Source organism: Sinomonas notoginsengisoli (genome assembly GCF_021554725.1).
GTDB classification, from domain to species: domain Bacteria; phylum Actinomycetota; class Actinomycetes; order Actinomycetales; family Micrococcaceae; genus Sinomonas; species Sinomonas notoginsengisoli.
The window spans coordinates 702764-719899 of sequence record NZ_JAIZDP010000001.1; the positions used below are offsets into that span (position 1 = coordinate 702764).

General features: G+C 70.4%; 13 protein-coding genes. 6 read left to right on the forward strand and 7 right to left on the reverse strand.

All coding sequences use genetic code 11. From position 1 onward, the window contains the following. Nucleotides 1–18 precede the first annotated feature (18 nt). From benC to LF262_RS03240, 4 genes are all read left to right on the forward strand, one after another. Nucleotides 19–1080: a benzoate 1,2-dioxygenase electron transfer component BenC gene (benC, locus tag LF262_RS03225; protein ID WP_235778810.1), complete on the forward strand. Its 1062-nt coding sequence runs from the start codon at nucleotides 19–21 to the stop codon at nucleotides 1078–1080. Continuing rightward, the gene (locus tag LF262_RS03230) at nucleotides 1077–1889 is read left to right on the forward strand and encodes a 1,6-dihydroxycyclohexa-2,4-diene-1-carboxylate dehydrogenase (RefSeq protein ID WP_235778811.1); all 813 of its coding nucleotides are present in this window, start codon (nucleotides 1077–1079) and stop codon (nucleotides 1887–1889) included. Before benC ends, LF262_RS03230 begins: the two co-directional genes overlap by 4 nt. A 140-nt stretch (nucleotides 1890–2029) precedes the next feature. After that, nucleotides 2030–3472: an MFS transporter gene (locus LF262_RS03235; protein WP_235778812.1), complete on the forward strand. Its 1443-nt coding sequence runs from the start codon at nucleotides 2030–2032 to the stop codon at nucleotides 3470–3472. 88 nt (nucleotides 3473–3560) lie between these two features. After that, nucleotides 3561–6506, forward strand: a complete 2946-nt coding sequence (locus LF262_RS03240; RefSeq protein ID WP_235778813.1) for a helix-turn-helix transcriptional regulator — start codon at nucleotides 3561–3563, stop codon at nucleotides 6504–6506. Here the strand turns inward: LF262_RS03240 and LF262_RS03245 are convergent. After that, nucleotides 6461–7171, reverse strand: a complete 711-nt coding sequence (locus tag LF262_RS03245) for a DJ-1/PfpI family protein (RefSeq protein ID WP_235778814.1) — start codon at nucleotides 7169–7171, stop codon at nucleotides 6461–6463. The genes LF262_RS03240 and LF262_RS03245 overlap by 46 nt on opposite strands. A gap of 69 nt (nucleotides 7172–7240) precedes the next feature. On the opposite strand from LF262_RS03245, the gene hrpA reads away from it, so the two are divergent. Next, nucleotides 7241–11347: an ATP-dependent RNA helicase HrpA gene (gene hrpA, locus LF262_RS03250; RefSeq protein ID WP_235778815.1), complete on the forward strand. Its 4107-nt coding sequence runs from the start codon at nucleotides 7241–7243 to the stop codon at nucleotides 11345–11347. A gap of 23 nt (nucleotides 11348–11370) precedes the next feature. Here the strand turns inward: hrpA and LF262_RS03255 are convergent, their stop codons facing one another. From LF262_RS03255 to LF262_RS03265, 3 genes are all read right to left on the reverse strand, one after another. Next, nucleotides 11371–11799 carry an HIT family protein gene (locus tag LF262_RS03255; RefSeq protein WP_235779288.1) on the reverse strand — a complete coding sequence of 143 codons (429 nt, stop codon included), beginning with the start codon at nucleotides 11797–11799 and terminating at the stop codon, nucleotides 11371–11373. A 116-nt stretch (nucleotides 11800–11915) separates the two neighbouring features. Then, the gene (locus LF262_RS03260; protein WP_235778816.1) at nucleotides 11916–12836 is read right to left on the reverse strand and encodes a sulfurtransferase; all 921 of its coding nucleotides are present in this window, start codon (nucleotides 12834–12836) and stop codon (nucleotides 11916–11918) included. A 223-nt stretch (nucleotides 12837–13059) separates the two neighbouring features. Further along, nucleotides 13060–13743, reverse strand: coding sequence for an MBL fold metallo-hydrolase (locus LF262_RS03265; RefSeq protein ID WP_235778817.1), 684 nt, complete (start codon nucleotides 13741–13743; stop codon nucleotides 13060–13062). 41 nt (nucleotides 13744–13784) lie between these two features. On the opposite strand from LF262_RS03265, the gene LF262_RS03270 reads away from it, so the two are divergent. Further along, on the forward strand, nucleotides 13785–14306 hold the full coding sequence (locus LF262_RS03270; protein WP_235778818.1) for a Fur family transcriptional regulator: 522 nt from the start codon (nucleotides 13785–13787) through the stop codon (nucleotides 14304–14306). Nucleotides 14307–14346: 40 nt separating this feature from the next. On the opposite strand, the gene LF262_RS03275 is transcribed toward LF262_RS03270, so the two are convergent. From LF262_RS03275 to LF262_RS03285, 3 genes are read right to left on the reverse strand one after another with little or no spacing between them, the layout of a single operon-like run. Next, on the reverse strand, nucleotides 14347–15258 hold the full coding sequence (locus LF262_RS03275) for a metal ABC transporter permease (protein ID WP_235778819.1): 912 nt from the start codon (nucleotides 15256–15258) through the stop codon (nucleotides 14347–14349). After that, nucleotides 15255–16124 carry a metal ABC transporter ATP-binding protein gene (locus LF262_RS03280; protein WP_268933483.1) on the reverse strand — a complete coding sequence of 290 codons (870 nt, stop codon included), beginning with the start codon at nucleotides 16122–16124 and terminating at the stop codon, nucleotides 15255–15257. Before LF262_RS03280 ends, LF262_RS03275 begins: the two co-directional genes overlap by 4 nt. A 41-nt stretch (nucleotides 16125–16165) precedes the next feature. Further along, nucleotides 16166–17131, reverse strand: a complete 966-nt coding sequence (locus tag LF262_RS03285) for a metal ABC transporter solute-binding protein, Zn/Mn family (RefSeq protein ID WP_235778820.1) — start codon at nucleotides 17129–17131, stop codon at nucleotides 16166–16168. Nucleotides 17132–17136: the final 5 nt, after the last annotated feature.

Below are 17136 nucleotides of genomic sequence, written 5' to 3' on the forward strand. Positions count from 1 at the left end.
AGCCTTCAGGAGGACTCCATGACTGACACGAACCACTCCGTTGCCCTCGCCTTCGAGGACGGCGTCACCCGCTTCATCAACGTCGCGCCAGGACAGACAGTCGCGGACGCGTCCTACCGTGCCCGCATCAACATCCCCCTGGACTGCCGCGACGGCGCCTGCGGCACCTGCAAGGCCTTCTGCGAGTCCGGCAAGTACGACGGCGGCGACTACATCGAGGACGCGCTCACCGATGACGAGGCCGACGCCGGCTACTGCCTGCCCTGCCAGATGACGCCCGAGAGCGACCTCGTGCTGCGCATCTCCGGCACCGCTGAGATGGCCAAGAGCGGGGTCGGCCAGTTCACGGCCACGATCGAGAAGCTCCACTGGTACGCCGACAACACGGCGGGCCTCACGCTTGTCGTTGAGGACCGCGAGAAGCTCGCATACCTCCCGGGCCAGTACATGAACGTCAAGGTTCCGGGCACCGACGAGGAGCGCAGCTACTCCTTCTCGAGCGGGCCCGACGCCGGCAAGCTCACGTTCCTGGTCCGCACGGCGCCCGACGGCGTCATGACCACCTATCTGAAGGAGCGTGCCGCCGAGGGCGACACCCTCACGCTCGAGGGCCCGAAGGGCAGCTTCTTCCTCCGCGACGTCAAGCGTCCCGTGCTGATGCTGGCAGGTGGTACGGGGATCGCCCCGCAGCTGGCAATGCTCGAGAAGCTCAAGGACTCAGCGGAGTCCGGAGACGCCCCCGGGTTCCCGATCCACCTCGCGTACGGCGCGACGTGGGACAAGGACCTCGTCGAGGTCGAGGTGCTCGAGCGCTATGCCGCGGCCATCCCGGGCTTCACGTTTGACACGATCGTCGCCGACGCCGGGTCGGAGCACCCGAAGAAGGGCTATGTGACGCAGCACCTGCTGCCTGAGCACCTCAACGACGGCGATGTGGACGTCTACCTGTGCGGCCCGCCCGCGATGGTCGACGCCGTACGCCGGTACTTCGACGGGGAGGGCATCGTTCCAGCGAACTTCTACTACGAGCGGTTCGCCGTCGGCGTCAACGCTCCGGCCCTCGCGGGCGCCGCCGCATGACGACGGCTGCAGACCGCCGCCCTGGCGTCTTCGCCGGGCGCTTCGCGAGGCGTGCCGTGCTCATCACGGGCTCGGCCCAAGGTATCGGGCGGGCGGTCGCCGAGCGCATCGCGGCGGAGGGCGGCGAGGTCACCCTCGTCGACCGCGCTGAGCTCGTCCACGAGGTCGCGGACGGGATACGGGCAGCCGGGGGGAAGGCACACAGCGTGACCGCCGATCTCGAGACGTTCGACGGCGCTGTGGCCGCCGTGGACGGTTCGCTCGCCGCTGCCGGACGCATCGACATCGTGATCAACAACGTCGGCGGGACCATCTGGGCCAAGCCGTACGAGCACTACACCCCCGAGGAGATCGAGAAGGAGGTGCGCCGCTCGCTCTTTCCGACCCTGTGGATGTGCCGTGCGGTGCTCCCCCACCTGATCGCCCAGGAGTCCGGCACCATCGTCAACGTCTCCTCCGTGGCCACGCGCGGCGTCAACCGCGTCCCGTACGCCGCATCCAAGGGCGGGGTCCGGGCCATCACCACGGCGCTGGCCCTCGAGGCCGCCCCGCACGGGGTACGCGTCGTCGCAACCGCACCGGGGGGCACTGAAGCGCCGCCGCGCGCCGTCCAACGCGGGCCCCTGCCCGCGACCGCGCAGGAGAAGGCCTGGTACCAGCAGATTGTGGACCAGACCGTCGACTCCTCGCTCCTGAAGAGGTACGGGACCCTCGCCGAGCAGGCTGCGGCGATCTGTTTCCTCGCCTCCGACGAGGCGTCCTACATCACGGGCACCGTCCTGCCCGTGGCCGGAGGCGACCTCGGCTGAGGCCACTCCCCAAGGCGTCGCCGCCCCCGGACCTCCACGGGCCCGGGGGCGGCTTCGAATCAGCAGCATGGCAGCACAGAAGTACAGCAGCACCAGCATTTGTCCAGCTTCAGATCCCAGCACAGACATCGGAGTCTTGCATGTCATCTTCAGCACACACTGCCCTCGGGCAGCGGCAGCGCAGCACCCTGGCCTGGGTCGTCGCCCTCGGCACGGCGGCCCTCACGTTCGACGGCTACGACCTCGTGGTCTACGGCACGGTCGTCTCGGGCCTCATGAGGGACCCGGCCCAGATCGGCCACCTCGACCCTGCCACCGCGGGCGTCCTCGGCAGCTACGCCCTCATCGGCGTCATGGTCGGCGCGCTCGCCAGCGGCGCGATCGGCGACTTCGTGGGCCGCCGGAAGGTCATGCTCACCGCGCTCGCCTGGTTCTCCGTCGGCATGGGCGCCACGGCTCTGTCCACCGACCTCGTGGCGTTCGGTGCCTTCCGGTTCTTCACCGGGATCGGGGTCGGCTCGCTCGTGGCCACCGCGGGCGCGATCGTCGCCGAGTTCGCGCCACCGCGCCGGCGCAACTTCTACAACGCGATCGTCTACTCGGGGGTCCCGGCCGGCGGTGTGCTCGCCTCCCTGCTTGCGCTCGCGTTCGCCAATGGCGCCGACTGGCGCCCGCTCTTCTGGGTCGGTGTCGCCCCGCTCGTGGTCCTCCTCCCGCTCGCCGCCGCGAAGCTGCCCGAGTCGCCGATGTGGCTCCTGGCCCGCGGGCGCACGTCCGAGGCCGAGGCACTCAGCCGCCGCACCGGCGTCGTACTGACCCAGCCGGCCCGGGTGAGCGGGGAGAGCGTCCCCGCGCACGACGACGAGCGCTCGGGTTTCGCGGGCCTGGCCACGCGCCGCTTCGCCCTCCCCACGGCCCTCCTGGGCCTCATGAGCTTCGCCGGGCTCCTGCTCACCTACGGGCTCAACACCTGGCTTCCGGAGATCATGGGCCAGTACGGATTCGGCAAGGCGTACTCCCTGACGTTCCTGCTCGTGCTCAACGCTTCCGCGATCGTGGGTGGCCTGGTCGCGTCGGCGACCGTGGACAGGACCGGCCCCAAGCGGATCATCGCGGGCACCTTCGCACTCGCGGCGCTCGCCCTGATCCTGCTGACGTTCGACATGCCGTTCGGCGTGCTGCTCACAGCCGTGGGCATCGCGGGCATCGGCACGATCGGGACGCAGGTCCTGGTCTACGGCTTCGTATCCAACTTCTATACGACACGGACCCGTGCTGCGGGCGTGGCGTGGTGTGCCGGATTCGGGCGGCTCGGCGGGATCCTCGGTCCGATCGCGGGCGGGCTCCTGCTCTCCGCTGGCGTGACCGGCCAGACGGCGTTCTACCTCTTCGCCGTCGTCGCGCTGCTCGGCGCCGTCGTGACGGCCCTCGTCCCGCACCCGCGCGGTCGGGCGCACGACGACGCCGCAGCTGCGAGCGCCTCCGGCGCGAACGTCCCCACCGGCGTTCCTTCTGCTGAGGAGGAGGCCGCCCCCGTCGAGGGCACCCTGCCCGACGGCGAGCCGGAGCCAGCCGTCCGGTGATCCCGCCGAGCGCCATGGTCGGGACCCGCGACTGTTCCGCGGCGTCCCTGAGGATGCATTGTGTGACCGCGGCGACTACCGTCGAGGCATGCTGACACCCCACGAGGACGTGGTCTCGCGCGCCCAGGAGCTGTCTGAACTCGACACGCTCCTGGGCGCTGCCGCGTCCGGGGGCGCCCAGTGCGCCGTGCTGGAAGGACCGCCGGGCATCGGCAAGACTGCCCTCTGCGAGGCGTTCGCGGCGCGCCACCCGGAGCTCGCGGTCCGCCGGGTCGAGGCATCAGCATGGGAGCACGGCCTCAGAGGTGGCGTCCTCGCGCAGCTCGGCGTGCTGCCGGCACGCTCGGCAGACAGGGAACCGACCGAGGATTCCTGGGGACGGGACAGGGACCAGCCCTCGTGGCTGCCCGCCGGGCGCGCGGCCCTCGAGGCGCTCTCCCGGCTCGCCGCGGACGGGCCCGCGCTCGTGGTGGTCGACGCGATCGAGCATGCCGACACGCTGTCCCTCGAGGCTTTGGCCTACGCCGTGCGGCGGGTCCACGATCCGCTCGTCCTACTGGCGACGCACGGACCGGCAGGGAGTCTCCCTGGCAGCCCGGCCGCCACGTTCGCCGACGCGGTGAGGGCCCGGCGCATCGTCCTCGCCCCCCTGGCGCCCGAGGCCCTCCGCGCTCTCGCCGCGGCACGCGCCAAGGTGGACCTGACCCCGGAGGCCACGCAGGCGCTGTGGCGGGTGAGCCGGGGCAACCCAGAACTGGCACTGGAGGCGCTGGCGAACGGTGCCGATTCGATCGGAGCGGAAGGCCTGGCCGCCCAGGGACCGCGCGCCGTCGTCCCATCCGTCGCCGCCCGCGCGGCGGCCGCGCTCGGGCGGCTTCCCTCAGCCGCCCGCGCGCTCGTCGAGGCGGTCAGCGTGCTCGGTGGCACCCCGACGGGAGCGGTGGCCGCCCGGCTCGCAGGTCTGGACGAGGGCGATGCCGAAGCGCTCCTCGCCGCGGCCGACGCCGCGTGGTCGGCCGGGCTCCTCGAGTGCCGCACCGTCGCGGGAATCCTCCAGCTCACGATCCGCGACCCTCTCCTGCGGGACGCCGTTGAGGAGGCCCTCGGCCCGATCGAGCGCGCGGCACTGCACACCCGAGCTGCCGAGCTCGCGGGCTCCACGCGGGACAGGGTGCGGCATCTGGTCGCGGCGGCGGTCATGCCCGACGCCGCGAGGGCCGCGGAGGCGGATCGGCTCGCGGCCGAGGAGGCCGGCGAAGGCGATTGGAGTGCTGTGGCGGACGCACTCGTCGCGGCGAGCCAGCTGCATGTGAACCCCACTCTCCGCGAAGACCGCCTCCTGCGCGCTGCCGAGGCCATGGTCGGAGCGGGCGACCTCCCTAGGGCCACACCGCTCGCCCGCCGCATCGAGTCGCTTCCGCAGAGCGCGGCCAGGGACGCCGTGCTTGCCTACTACGCGATCCACAAGGGCCACGCCCGCCGCGCCGGGGCGCTTCTCGGCCGGGCATGGGAGACGAGGCCCCCGCTCGGCTCCACGGACCTCGCCGCCCGCATCGCTCAGTACCGCGTCCTCGACTCCCTCGCGGAATGGGACATCCCTGCCCTGCTGGACTGGACCGAGACGGCCGTGCGCCTCGCCGGCCCGGACAGCACCGCGGGGGTCGAGGCACGCGCGATGCTCGGCCTCGGCCTCGGCTCGGCGGGCCGTCTGGCCGAGGCCCATGCCGCCTACGAGGAGCTCGCGGCCACTCCGGCGCTCGGAGCGCGCGACCAGCGGCTCCACCTCGGCCGCGGCTGGCTCGCGCTGGGCGTCGACGAGTTGGACGAGGCGCGGCTCGAGCTGCGCGCAGCGATCACCTCGGCGCGCAGCCCCGGTTCGCTGCGCATCACCCTCTGGGCCTATGCGTGGCTCGCCCGCGCCGAGTTCGCTGTGGGCCGCTGGGACGAGGCGCTCGCGGCCGCCCGCACCGGAATCACCCTCAACGCGCCCATCGGGATGGACCTCTTGGCACCGATCCTGCACCTCACCGCCGCACAGATCCACGCGCTGCGAGGCGAATCGGCCGAGGGCGCGGAGCACAGCCGGCTCGCCCAGCCGGGGCCCGAGGCCTACCCCGTCATGCATCTGGCGGGTGCGCTCGCAGCAGCAGCGGTCGCCGAGAGCCTGGGCGACTACGCCGGAGTGCTGCGGGCGTTCGAGCCGATCGTGCGAATGGACCGGTCGCGCGGCATCGATGAGCCGGGATTCTGGCCTTGGCAGGATGTTTACGCCAACGCGCTCGTCATGACAGGACGCATCGACGACGCGGACGCGTTCCTGCGCCCGCTCGAGGCCGCCGCACGATCGGCGGAACACCGGAGCACCATCGCCCGCCTCGGGTACGTGAGGGGCCGGATCTTCGGCGCGCAGGGGGCGCTCGACGACGCGGTGGCATGCTTCGAGGACTCTCTCGCCGCGCTCGAGGGGCTGCCACTGCCATACAACACGGCCCGCGGGCGGTTCGCGTACGGGCAGACCCTGAGGCGCTTCGGGCGGCGGCGCGACGCGACCGAGATCCTGGCCTCCGCGCGGGATGCCTTCGCGGGCGTCGGGGCGCAGGTCTACGTGGCGCGGTGCGAGCGTGAGCTCCAGGCCGCGGGTACCGGGTTCTTCCGGACTACTCCCCACTATCAGGTGGGCCAACACCAACGGGTGCAGCACCCCAGAGCCCAGCACTCAGGCGGCCAGCACCCCGGAGCCCTACTCCCGGGTGGCCATGACCCCGGCACCCCGCATCCCGCCCAGGCTCCCGAGGCCTGGAACTCGTCGGGGCCGTCGGTGCCCGCGTTCACGGCCCAGGAGACCGCCGTGGCCCGCCTGGTCGCATCGGGCCTGAGCAACCGTGATGCCGCCCGGGAGCTGTTTGTGTCCGTCAAGACGGTCCAGTACCACCTCACACGGATCTACGCGAAGCTCGGGATCAGCTCGCGTGCGGAGCTCGCCGCTGTCTACCGTCCGCCGGCGGATGAGTCCTCGGCCGCGAACAGCTCGTAGAACGCGGCCGCGTCGCGGTCCCGCCAGAACCGCAGCCACGCGGCCGCACGGGCAGCCGAGAGCGCCCCGAGTTCGGCCAGGACCACGGCAGCGAAGTCGGTCGGCGCCCACGATCCAGCCGTGACGAGCACGCCGCCCCATGGCGTCACGCCGCTCACCGCACGCGGCTCGCGCACGAAACGTGCGCTCCCGCGGTATCCGGGCGACCGCTCGAGCTGGCCGAGGTCGTTCCCGGTGTGCTCTACATCGTCGAGGAGTCCTGCCCTGCCGAGCGCGTCGACGCCCCCGCAGATCGCCGCCACTAATGTGCCTGTGGCTTTGCGTCGCTCCGCCAGGTCGAGCACCTCGCGGTTCGCGGCGTCGTCGTCGTACCACGTTGTGCCGCCGCATAGAACGAGCGCGTCAAACCGTTCGTCGACGATATCGGCGAGCGCGGCTGTCGGGCTGACCCTCAGTCCTCCCATGCTCGTGACCGCTTGGCCCGTGGCCGTCGCAGTGGTGAGCTCGGCCGCCCGCTCGGTCACGTCGTGCTGGCGCAGCGCGCTCATGAGGTATCCCACCTCCCAGTCGGCCATTCCCTCCGGCAGGTAGACGAGCACCCTCAAAGGCGCGTTGACAGCGTCGGCGGGCGCCGCCGTCGTGCGCTCATCAGTTCGTGTGTCCATGCAACGAGGCTAGGCCTTGACGCGGACAGGGCGTGTCCGCAGCGTGCCCCCAACTAGACTGGATCAGCCATGGCACTGACGATCACGTACCCCGCCAGCCTCCCGGTCTCCGAGCGCCGCGACGAGCTCATGGAGGCCATCGCCGCCCACCAGGTGACGATCATCGCAGGGGAGACCGGCTCGGGGAAGACGACCCAGATCCCGAAGATGTGCCTCGAGCTCGGCCTCGACGAGAAGGGGCTCATCGGGCACACGCAGCCCCGGCGCCTCGCCGCGCGGACGGTGGCCGAGCGCATCGCCGAGGAGCTCGGCGTCGAACTGGGCCAGGAGGTCGGCTTCCAGGTCCGCTTCACGGGCGAGGTCGGCCCGAAGACCAGGGTCAAGCTCATGACCGACGGCATCCTGCTCGCCGAGATCCAGCGCGACAGGCTCCTGAAGCGCTACTCGACGATCATCATCGACGAGGCCCACGAGCGCAGCCTCAACATCGACTTCATCCTCGGCTACCTGAGGCGCATCCTGCCGCAGCGGCCGGACCTGAAGGTCATAATCACGTCCGCGACGATCGATCCGCAGCGGTTCGCCCGGCACTTTGCGCGCGAGCTCCCCGACGGCAGCGCCGAACCGGCGCCGATCGTGGAGGTCTCGGGCCGCACGTATCCGGTCGAGGTCAGATACCGGCCGCTGGTCGCCGACCCTGCAGGCACAGGAACGGAGGACGAGGAGAACGCGAGCGACGACGCCCTCGAGGAGGACCGCGACCCTGTCGACGCCGTGTGCGACGCCGTCGACGAGCTCTCCCGCGAGGCGCCCGGGGACATCCTCATCTTCTTCTCGGGCGAGCGCGAGATCCGCGACGCCGCAGAGGCCCTTGCGAGCTCCATCCAGAAGAACCCGCGGATGGCCGGCGCCGAGATCCTCCCGCTCTTCGCCAGGCTCTCGCTCGCCGAGCAGCACCGTGTGTTCTCCCCTGGCGGCAGGCGGCGCATCATCCTGGCGACGAACGTCGCCGAGACCTCGCTCACCGTGCCGGGCATCAAGTACGTCATCGACACGGGCACCGCGCGCATCTCGCGCTACTCCCACCGCACCAAGGTCCAGCGCCTGCCGATCGAGCGAGTCTCACAGGCCTCCGCAAACCAACGTGCGGGCCGCTGCGGCCGCGTTTCGGACGGCATCTGCATCCGCCTCTACTCGGAGGAGGATTATCTCTCCCGGCCCGAATTCACGGACCCCGAGATCCTCCGCACCAACCTCGCGGCCGTCATCCTCCAGATGACCGCCATGGGGATCGCCCGCGGACCCCAGGACGTCGCCGCGTTCCCCTTCGTCGAGCCCCCGGAGTCGCGCGCGATCAACGATGGCGTGACGCTCCTGCGCGAGCTCGGCGCCCTCGCCGATCGCTCGGCCGGCGACGGCGCGAAGACCCCCGCCGACGCAGCGCTTGCGGGGCGTGCCCACCGCCGGGAGCGGCGCGCCGGTGGTGCGGCCGACGGCGGCGGGCGGGGCACCCAAGGCGGGCTCACCGCCGTCGGCCATCAGCTCGCCCAGCTGCCGGTCGATCCACGCCTTGGACGCATGATCGTCGAGGCCGCGCGGCGCGACTGCGCGCGTGAGGTCATGGTCCTCGCGGCAGCGCTGACCATCCAGGACCCGCGCGAGCGCCCGTCGCAGGAGACCGGCAAGCGCCAGGCCGCTGACGAGAAGCACGCACGGTTCAAGGACGAGAGCTCCGACTTCACGGGCTACCTGAACCTGTGGAACTACTTGCAGGAGCAGCAGCGCGAGCTCTCGTCCTCGGCGTTCCGGCGTCTGTGCAAGGCCGAGTACATCAACTACCTGCGCGTGCGCGAGTGGCAGGAGCTCTTCACGCAGCTGCGCCAGCTCGCCCGGCCGCTGGGAATCGCGCCGGGGCGGGGGCGCGAGACGGATCCTGTGGGCAAGCACGACGCCGTCCACCAGTCGCTGCTCGCCGGCCTCCTGAGCCACATCGGACTGCTCGACGAGCGCAAGCGGGACTATCTGGGCGCCCGCGGCACCCGTTTCGCGATCTTCCCGGGATCGGCGCTGTTCAAGAAGAACCCGACGTTCGTCATGGCGGCCGAACTCGTCGAGACGAGCCGGCTCTGGGCACGGACCGCGGCCACGATGGACCCGGCCTGGGGCGAGCTCGTGGCCCCGCACCTCGTCAAGCACAGCTATTCGGAGCCGCACTGGTCCAAGCGCGCCGGCTCGGTCCAGGCGTTCGAGAAGGTCACGCTCTACGGCGTGACGCTCGTGGCTCAGCGCCGCATCAACTACGGCCGCGTTGATCCCGAACTGGCACGTGAGCTGTTCATCCGCCACGCCCTCGTCGAGGGCGACTGGAATACGCGCCATCACTTCTTCAAGCGCAACCGTGAGCTGCTCGAGGAGGTCGACGAGCTCGAGACGCGCGTACGGCGTCGCGGCCTCCGCGTCGACGACGAGACGCTCTTCGAGTTCTACGACGCCCGCGTCCCGGCCGATGTCGTGTCCGAGCGGCACTTCGACGCGTGGTGGAAGAAGGCGCGGCACGCGGACGAGCACCTCCTCGACTTCGATCGTGCACTCGTCCTCGGCGAGGCTGCGGCCGACACCGCTGACGCCGCCGACGCCGCCTACCCGACGGTATGGCGGCAGGCTGGGTTCGACCTGCCACTGGCCTACGAGTTCCATCCCGTCGCCCCCGGGGGCACTCCCGATCCGACGGACGGCGTCACGGCCGAGGTGCCGGTCCTGTTCCTGAACCAGCTCGATCCCGAACCGTTCCGTTGGCAGATCCCGGGCCAGCGGGTGGACCTCGTGACGGCACTCATCAAGTCGCTTCCCAAGCAGATCCGTAAGAACTTCGTCCCCGCGCCCGACGTCGCGCGGCAAGCGGTCGCTGCCCTCGAGGCGGACTTCGACCCAGCCGACGATTCCCTCGAGGAGTCCCTCGAGCTCGTGCTGCGCCGGCTCAAGGGGCAGATCATCCCGCCCGGCTCGTGGAACTGGGACGCTGTCCCACCGCACCTCAAGATGACCTTCAGCGTGGTCGACTCGACCGGGAAGGTGCTCGGCGCAGGCAAGGATCTCACTGCCCTCCAGGAGCAGCTGGCGCCCGCCACGCGCCGCGCCATCGCCGACTCCCTCGGCGCTACCCCGGCCACCACCTCGCCGAAGTCACCCCACGGGGGCCCGACGTCACCCGAACCGCGCACGACGCCGCCCAGCACCTCCCGCGGAGGCCCCACCGAACGCTCGAGGCTGGCCGAGAGCAGCGGGCTGACAACGTGGGCCGTGGGGACGATCCCGCGCACAGCGAGCACTGTCGTCGCTGGCCACACCGTGACGGGCTACCCTGCGCTGATCGACGAGGGCCGCAGCTCCCGAAAGGGACAGCTCGATGCGCCACGCGGCACCGCCGGGCTCCGAATCTTCCAGACTGAGGAGGACCAGCTTCGCGCCCACCGGGGCGGGGTCATCCGACTCCTCGCCCTGCGGATCCCGCCGCCGGATCGGTACGTGCTCGAGCACCTGAACAACAGGGAGAAGCTCACGTTCAGCCAGAACCCCCACGGCTCGGTGGCGGAGCTCATCGCCGACTGCTCGCTCGCGGCGATCGACCGGCTCGTCCCGGCCGAACTCCCTTGGACCAGCGCGGCGTTCGACGCGCTCTACGACGAGGTCCGGGCCGAGCTCATCGACACGGTCTTCAAGGTGACCGCGATCGTCGAGCAGGTCCTGGCTTCGGCGCTGCGGATCGGAAAGCAGCTGAAGGGGACCACGAGCCTCGCGCTCATCAGCGCCCTGAATGACATCAAGGCGCAGCTCGAGCAGCTCGTCTACCCTGGATTCGTCGCCCGGACGGGCTACGCGCAGCTCGAGCACCTCCCGAGGTACCTCAGGGCCATCGAGCGCCGCCTCGAGAAGCTGCCCTCCAATGTCCAGCGTGATGCCGTGGCCATGGCGACCGTTCAGGCCCTCGAGGACGAGTACGACGACGCCGCGGCAGCGCTCGCTCCGAGCGGGCGCAATGAAGCCCGGATCGAGAAGGTCCGCTGGATGATCGAGGAGCTGAGGGTCAGCCTGTTCGCCGTCGAACTCGGCACGGCCGGGAAGGTTTCGGAGAAGCGAGTCCGGCAGGCCCTCAACGAGGCGCTCGCCCCAGCCTGACCGGGTTCAGCACCTCGGCGAGGCTAGGCTGCCGGGACGTTCTCGCCGTGCCCGGCGGCGCGCAGGGCCGCACGGATCTTCTCGGCCGCGGCGTCCATGACGGCGGGATCCGGATTCTGCTGGACTTTCTTGAAGTCGTACTCGGCCTCGGAGAACGAGGGCCACACGTGCAGGTGCAGGTGATTGATCTCGAAGCCCGCGATGATCACGCCGGCGCGCGGCGCCCCGAATGCTTCCATCTGCGCTCGGCCGATGGTCTGAGCGACGAGCGTGACCTTCGCCAGAAGCTCGGGCGAGGCATCGGTCCACTTGTCGACCTCCGCGCGCGGCACCACGAGCACGTGCCCATCGGCGAGGGGGCCGATGCTCAGGAATGCGACGACGTCCGGGGCCTTCCAGACGAAGCGCCCGGGCAGCTCGCCCTCGATGATCCGTGTGAACAGCGTGCTCATGGCTCTCCTGTCAGGTGGGTTCTGGGTGTCCGGCGTGCGCGAGTCCTGCGTCTCGGCAGCCGAGGCAAGGTCCGCACGGATCTTGTCCGCGCCCGGGATGACGGGCCGTCCGGGGTTCATCGTTCCGACGCTATCGCATCGGGTCCGGGAGCCGCGCCGGGGCGGGGCCCCACGGCCACGGGCCGGGAAGGGTCGCGGGACCACTGCGAGAACGATCCGGGGTACAGCGCTGCGTCGATGCCCACGACGGCCAGCGCCGCGACGTCGTGCGCCGCAGTGACGCCCGAGCCGCAGTAGACGGCCACCGGCTCCCCGGGCACGGCCCCGAGGCGCGTGTACCGCTCGCGCAGGGCCTCGGCTGGCAGGAACGTCCCGTCCGGGGCGAGGTTGCCCGACGTCGGCGCGCTCACCGCGCCGGGGATGTGTCCCGCGCGCGGGTCCACGGGCTCGACGTCGCCCCGGTAGCGTTCCGCCGCACGCGCGTCGAGGAGGACTCCGCCGCTCCCCGAGGGTCGCGGCGCGGCGAAGAGGGCCGCAGCGTCCGCGTCGATCCGGGGCATCTGCCCCTCGCCGAGCGTCACCGTGCCCGGCTCGGGGTCCGCGCGGCCGGTCTCAAGCTCCCCGCCGGCTCGGGTCCATGCCGCGAGGCCTCCGTCGAGGATCCGCACATCGGCGAGGCCTGCGTCGCGCAGCATCCACCACGCACGCGCCGCTGCCTGGCCCGAAGTCGCGTCGTACACGACCACCGCGTCGCCGTCGTCGATCCCCCACCGACGGGCCGAGTCCTCGAGGGCCTCCCTCGTCGGGAGGGGGTGGCGCCCGCCCGCGGCCTCCTCTGCGCTCCCGGGGGCCACCGGCACCGCGAGTTCCGTCTCGAGGTCTGCGAACACGGCTCCCGGGATATGCCCCGCCTCGTATTCCCCGCGGCCATCGGGGCCGCCCAGGGCCCACCGCACATCAAGCACCACGGTTGGCGTGCCGGCCGCGAGGAGTCCTGCGAGATCGTCCGCCGCGACGAGAATCTGTTCTGCGCCCATGACCCCACCCTAGCCGTGCCACCGCGCGGGTGGCCTGGCGGCGAAGCACGTGCATGAGACGGACACCCTGTCCGGATGAATCCCCTCGCCGCGAGCCACGAGATCGACCCGCCTGACCGTGCCGTGCCAGACCGCGCCTGGACCGACGGAACGACACGGCTACGTACTCGAGGAATTCTTCGAGACGGGCCGCTGGCCCGGTTGACCTCGGCCGGCGGCGCCTTCAGAGCTCAACCGACTCCCCCGGCTCGAGGTGCGTGAACTCGGTGCCGTAGAGCTCGGAGATGCGCTCGGCGTGCTTCTCGACGAGGCCCGTGCCGCGCTCGTTGAGCAGCGCGTTGTGGATGGGGAGGGCCCGGGGCGCACGCACCGCGATGATGAAGTCGAGCACCTCGCCGATCTTGCTCCAGGGCGCGTGGATCGGCACGAGGAGGGTACCCACTCGCGCTCCATGGGGAACCGTGAAGGAGTCCCCCGGATGGAACAAATCGTCGTCCACGAGGTACCCAATGTTCGCCACGACCGGTACGGACGCGTGAATGAGCGCATGCTGGCTCCCGAACGTCTTGAGCCGGAACCCGCCGGCCTCGAATTCGGCATCTGGTTCCGTGACGTGCACCCGCTCGGCGCACGACGGCGCTGCCTCCTTGAGCTCGCGCGCCGCCTTTGCCGGAGCCCAGGCCTCCAGGCTGGGGCTCTTCTCGAGCACGGCAGTGACGCGGGCCATGTCGAGGTGATCGGGGTGCTCGTGTGTCACGAGGAATGCGTCGGCGCCCTCGAGCGCGTCCTCGACCTCCGAGAAGTTCCCGGGGTCGATCACGAGGACCCGCTGGCCCCGGCCGGAACCGGCAGGCTCCCCCGGCTTCTCGATCCGCACGCACGAATGGGTGAACTTCGTCATCCGCATTGCGCCAGTCTAGAACCGTTCTTGGTAGGCTTGAAGGTCCGATGGGTGTGCAGGAGGAATCCGTGTCAGAGAGCCCGGCCCGCAGGCCGGCGGAGAAGCCCCGCGAGCAGCGCGTGACCAAGCAGCGCCTCGCCGTCTCGGCCGCGCTGGACAAGCTCGAGGACTTCGTCAGCACCCAGGAGCTCCACAGGATGCTGCACGAGGAGGGCGCGGCGGTCTCGCTCGCGACCACTTACCGAATCCTGCAGTCCATGTCCGAGGACGGGCTCGTAGACGTGCTGCGCGGCGATGACGGCGAGGCGGTCTACCGAAGGTGCGAGGCCAGCGGCCACCACCACCATCTCGTGTGCCGCCGCTGCGGCAAGGCCGTCGACATCGAGGCACCCTCCGTGGAGACGTGGGCGAGCCGCGTGGCGCGGGAGCACGGCTACACGGCGGTCGAGCACACAGTCGAGGTCTTCGGGCTGTGCCCCGAATGCACGCTCGCGGTCGCGCGCGAGCGGGCGGCCGGGGAACAAGGCGGCCGCACCGCTGGCGGCCCCCCGGGAGCGCCGGCACTCTAGTGCACGACGGCGCGCCCCGCCCACGGCGCGCGGCCGCGCCTCAGGCTGCGATCGGCGTCGTGCGCTGGGCCGAGTCCTCGGCCGGACGAAGCCGCCGTCCGTTCCTCCCCGTCCGGTGCCGCACCCACCCGATGACAGCGCACACAACATAGAAGAGGAACGAGAGGGTCGTGATGTAGGGACTGATCGGCAGGCGGCCGCCCAGGGCGAGGAGGATCCCTCCCACGGTCGCCGTCATGGCGAACCCGACGCTGAGGGCGAGGACGAGCGTCGGCGAGGACGTCACCTTGAGTGCCGCCGCAGCCGGGGTAATGAGGAGGGCGAGCACGAGCAGAGCCCCCACGACCTGGATGGAGAGCGCCACGCTCACACCGAGCAGCACCATGAACACCACCGAGAGGAAGCGGACGGGCACCCCCCGTGCGAACGCCATGTCCGGATCGACGCTCGCGAACGTGAGTGGACGCCACACCACCACAAGCACGCCGATCACCAGCGCTGCGGCGACGGCAAGGGTCTGCAGCTGAACGGTGTCCACGGCCACGATCTGCCCGGTGAGCAGACCGAACTTGTTTGCTGCTCGGCCTTGGTAAAGCGCGAGGAAGAGGATGCCCAGCCCTAAGCCGAACGGCATCAGGACGCCGATCACGGAGTTCTTCTCCCTAGCACGTCCACCCATGAGCCCGATCACGAGCGAGGCGGCGATGGAGCCGACGAGGGACCCGGTCACGACGTCCGCACCTATCAGCAGGGCGAAGGCTGCCCCCGCGAACGAGAGCTCGGAGATGCCGTGCACGGCGAACGCGAGGTCCCGCTTCATGACGAACGTTCCGACCACCCCGCCGAGGAGACCGAGGATCGCACCGGCCCAGACCGAGTTCAGCACGAGGGCGAGGATCTCCCCGTAGTTCTCGAAGGAGAACACGGTGCTCCAGAAGTCTGCCAGATTCATGCGGGCTGCTCTTCCCCTTCGAGTTCCGGCGCGTGCGGGTGGGTCGTGGCATCAGGTAGGCCGACGACCACGATCCTGCCGTTGATGTGAGAGACCTCGACTCGGCTTCCGTACAGCTCGGAGAGCACCTCCGTCGTCATGACCTCCCCTACAGTGCCGATGCGGAACTTTCCATCCGCGATGTACAGGACACGGTCGAGATAGTCGAGCACCGGATTGATCTCGTGGGTGACGAAGACGACCGCGGCGCCCTCACGCCGGCGCTGGTCGATGAGCTCGCTCACCGCCTGCTGGTGATTGAGGTCGAGCGAGAGGAGCGGCTCGTCGCACAGCAGGACGCGCGGGCTGCTGGCGATCGCCTGTGCAACGCGGAGGCGCTGCTGTTCACCGCCCGAGAGGAGTCCGACGGGAAACGTGGCGTAGTCGGTGGCGCCAACTTGCGCGAGGAGCTGGTCGACCCGGCGGTCCACAGCATGCGAGCGGAGGCGGATGCCCCACTTGTGGCCGTCGATGCCGAGCGCCACGAGGTCCCGTGCGCGCATCGGGGTGCTGGGCGGGAACATCTTCTGCTGCGGGATGTACCCGATACTGCCGCCGCGGCGCCGAGGGGCGTGCCCGACGATCTCGACCGTACCCGAGGTGAGGGGGGCGACTCCGAGCAGCGATCTGAGGAACGAGGTCTTTCCGCTGCCATTGGGCCCCAGGACGGCGAAGAACTCGCCCGGGCGGATCTCCAGGTTCAGACCCGACCAGAGGGTGCGTTCGCCGAAGGCCAGAGAGGCGTTGCGGAAGCGCACCACCGGCGCCGTCCCGCCCCCGGACGGCGGATCCTCGTTCGCCGCCTCAGCGGACGCTGCGCGTGTCATGGTGGCCAAGTCTAAAGGCCCATCCTGAGAATCATCCTCGATCACGTGAGGGACTTGGCGAGGGCGTCCACGTTGGAGTTCATCCAGTCCAGATAGCCCATGCCCTCCGGGACGGTCTCGGTGAAATCGACCACCGGGACCTTTGCTGCCTCGGCGGCCTTGCGCAGCTGCTCTGTCTGGGAGCTTTCCGTCTGCGGGTTGTACGCGAGGAGGGCCACCCGCTTGGAGCCGATGAGGTCGAGCACCTCCTTGAGAACCGCCGGCGGGACATCGTGCCCCTCTTCGATCGCCGAGGTGAAGGCCTCGGGCGTCACATTCTTCAGCCCGGCTGCCTCGAGGAGGTAGAGCGGCACGGGCTCGGTCATGGCGGCGCTCCGGTCTGCCGAGTGGGCCTTGATCTGAGAGACCTTGTCCTCGAGAGCCGTGAGCTTCGTGTCCACGTCCTTGGCGCGCCTGTCGAAATCGGCCGTGCCCGACGGGTCGAGCCGGGCGAGGCGGTCCGCGATCGCGGTGGCGACCTTCTTCATGGCTGAGACGTCATACCAGACGTGCTCGTTGTAGGAGGGGTGGCCACCGGCTCCGGCGCTGCCCGTGCCACGGCTGCCTGACTCGAGGCCCGCGGCGTGGACCGCGGTGATCACGGTGTCCTGACCGGATTCGCGCACGAGGGCGTCCATGAAGGGGTCGTACCCGCCGCCGTTCTCGATCACGATCTTGGCCTTCGAGACGGCGAGCCGGTCCTGAGTCGTGGCTTCGTAGGAGTGCGGGTCCTGGCTTGCCTTGCTGACCAGTGAGATGACGGAGACCCTATCGCCTCCGATCTCCTCGGCGAGGTCGCCGTAGACATTCGTGGAGGCCACGATTCCGATGGCGCCTCCGCTGCTCGAGGTGGCGGAGCCCGACGAGGAGCCTGGGGCACATGCCGCGAGGCCCAGTGTCGCGGTGAGGGCAAGGGCAGCCAGCACGCGGGATCGGGACCGTGCCTGGGGAACAGTGAAGGAACGCAAGAAAT

Coding starts and splice junctions, on each gene's coding strand:
- LF262_RS03240 (WP_235778813.1), top strand. CDS start 3,561: ATGCTGACACCCCACGAGGACGTGGTCTCGCGCGCCCAGGAGCTGTCT.
- benC (WP_235778810.1), top strand. CDS start 19: ATGACTGACACGAACCACTCCGTTGCCCTCGCCTTCGAGGACGGCGTC.
- LF262_RS03235 (WP_235778812.1), top strand. CDS start 2,030: ATGTCATCTTCAGCACACACTGCCCTCGGGCAGCGGCAGCGCAGCACC.
- LF262_RS03280 (WP_268933483.1), bottom strand. CDS start 16,124: ATGACACGCGCAGCGTCCGCTGAGGCGGCGAACGAGGATCCGCCGTCC.
- LF262_RS03270 (WP_235778818.1), top strand. CDS start 13,785: ATGGGTGTGCAGGAGGAATCCGTGTCAGAGAGCCCGGCCCGCAGGCCG.
- LF262_RS03275 (WP_235778819.1), bottom strand. CDS start 15,258: ATGAATCTGGCAGACTTCTGGAGCACCGTGTTCTCCTTCGAGAACTAC.
- hrpA (WP_235778815.1), top strand. CDS start 7,241: ATGGCACTGACGATCACGTACCCCGCCAGCCTCCCGGTCTCCGAGCGC.
- LF262_RS03265 (WP_235778817.1), bottom strand. CDS start 13,743: ATGCGGATGACGAAGTTCACCCATTCGTGCGTGCGGATCGAGAAGCCG.
- LF262_RS03260 (WP_235778816.1), bottom strand. CDS start 12,836: ATGGGCGCAGAACAGATTCTCGTCGCGGCGGACGATCTCGCAGGACTC.
- LF262_RS03230 (WP_235778811.1), top strand. CDS start 1,077: ATGACGACGGCTGCAGACCGCCGCCCTGGCGTCTTCGCCGGGCGCTTC.
- LF262_RS03255 (WP_235779288.1), bottom strand. CDS start 11,799: ATGAGCACGCTGTTCACACGGATCATCGAGGGCGAGCTGCCCGGGCGC.
- LF262_RS03245 (WP_235778814.1), bottom strand. CDS start 7,171: ATGGACACACGAACTGATGAGCGCACGACGGCGGCGCCCGCCGACGCT.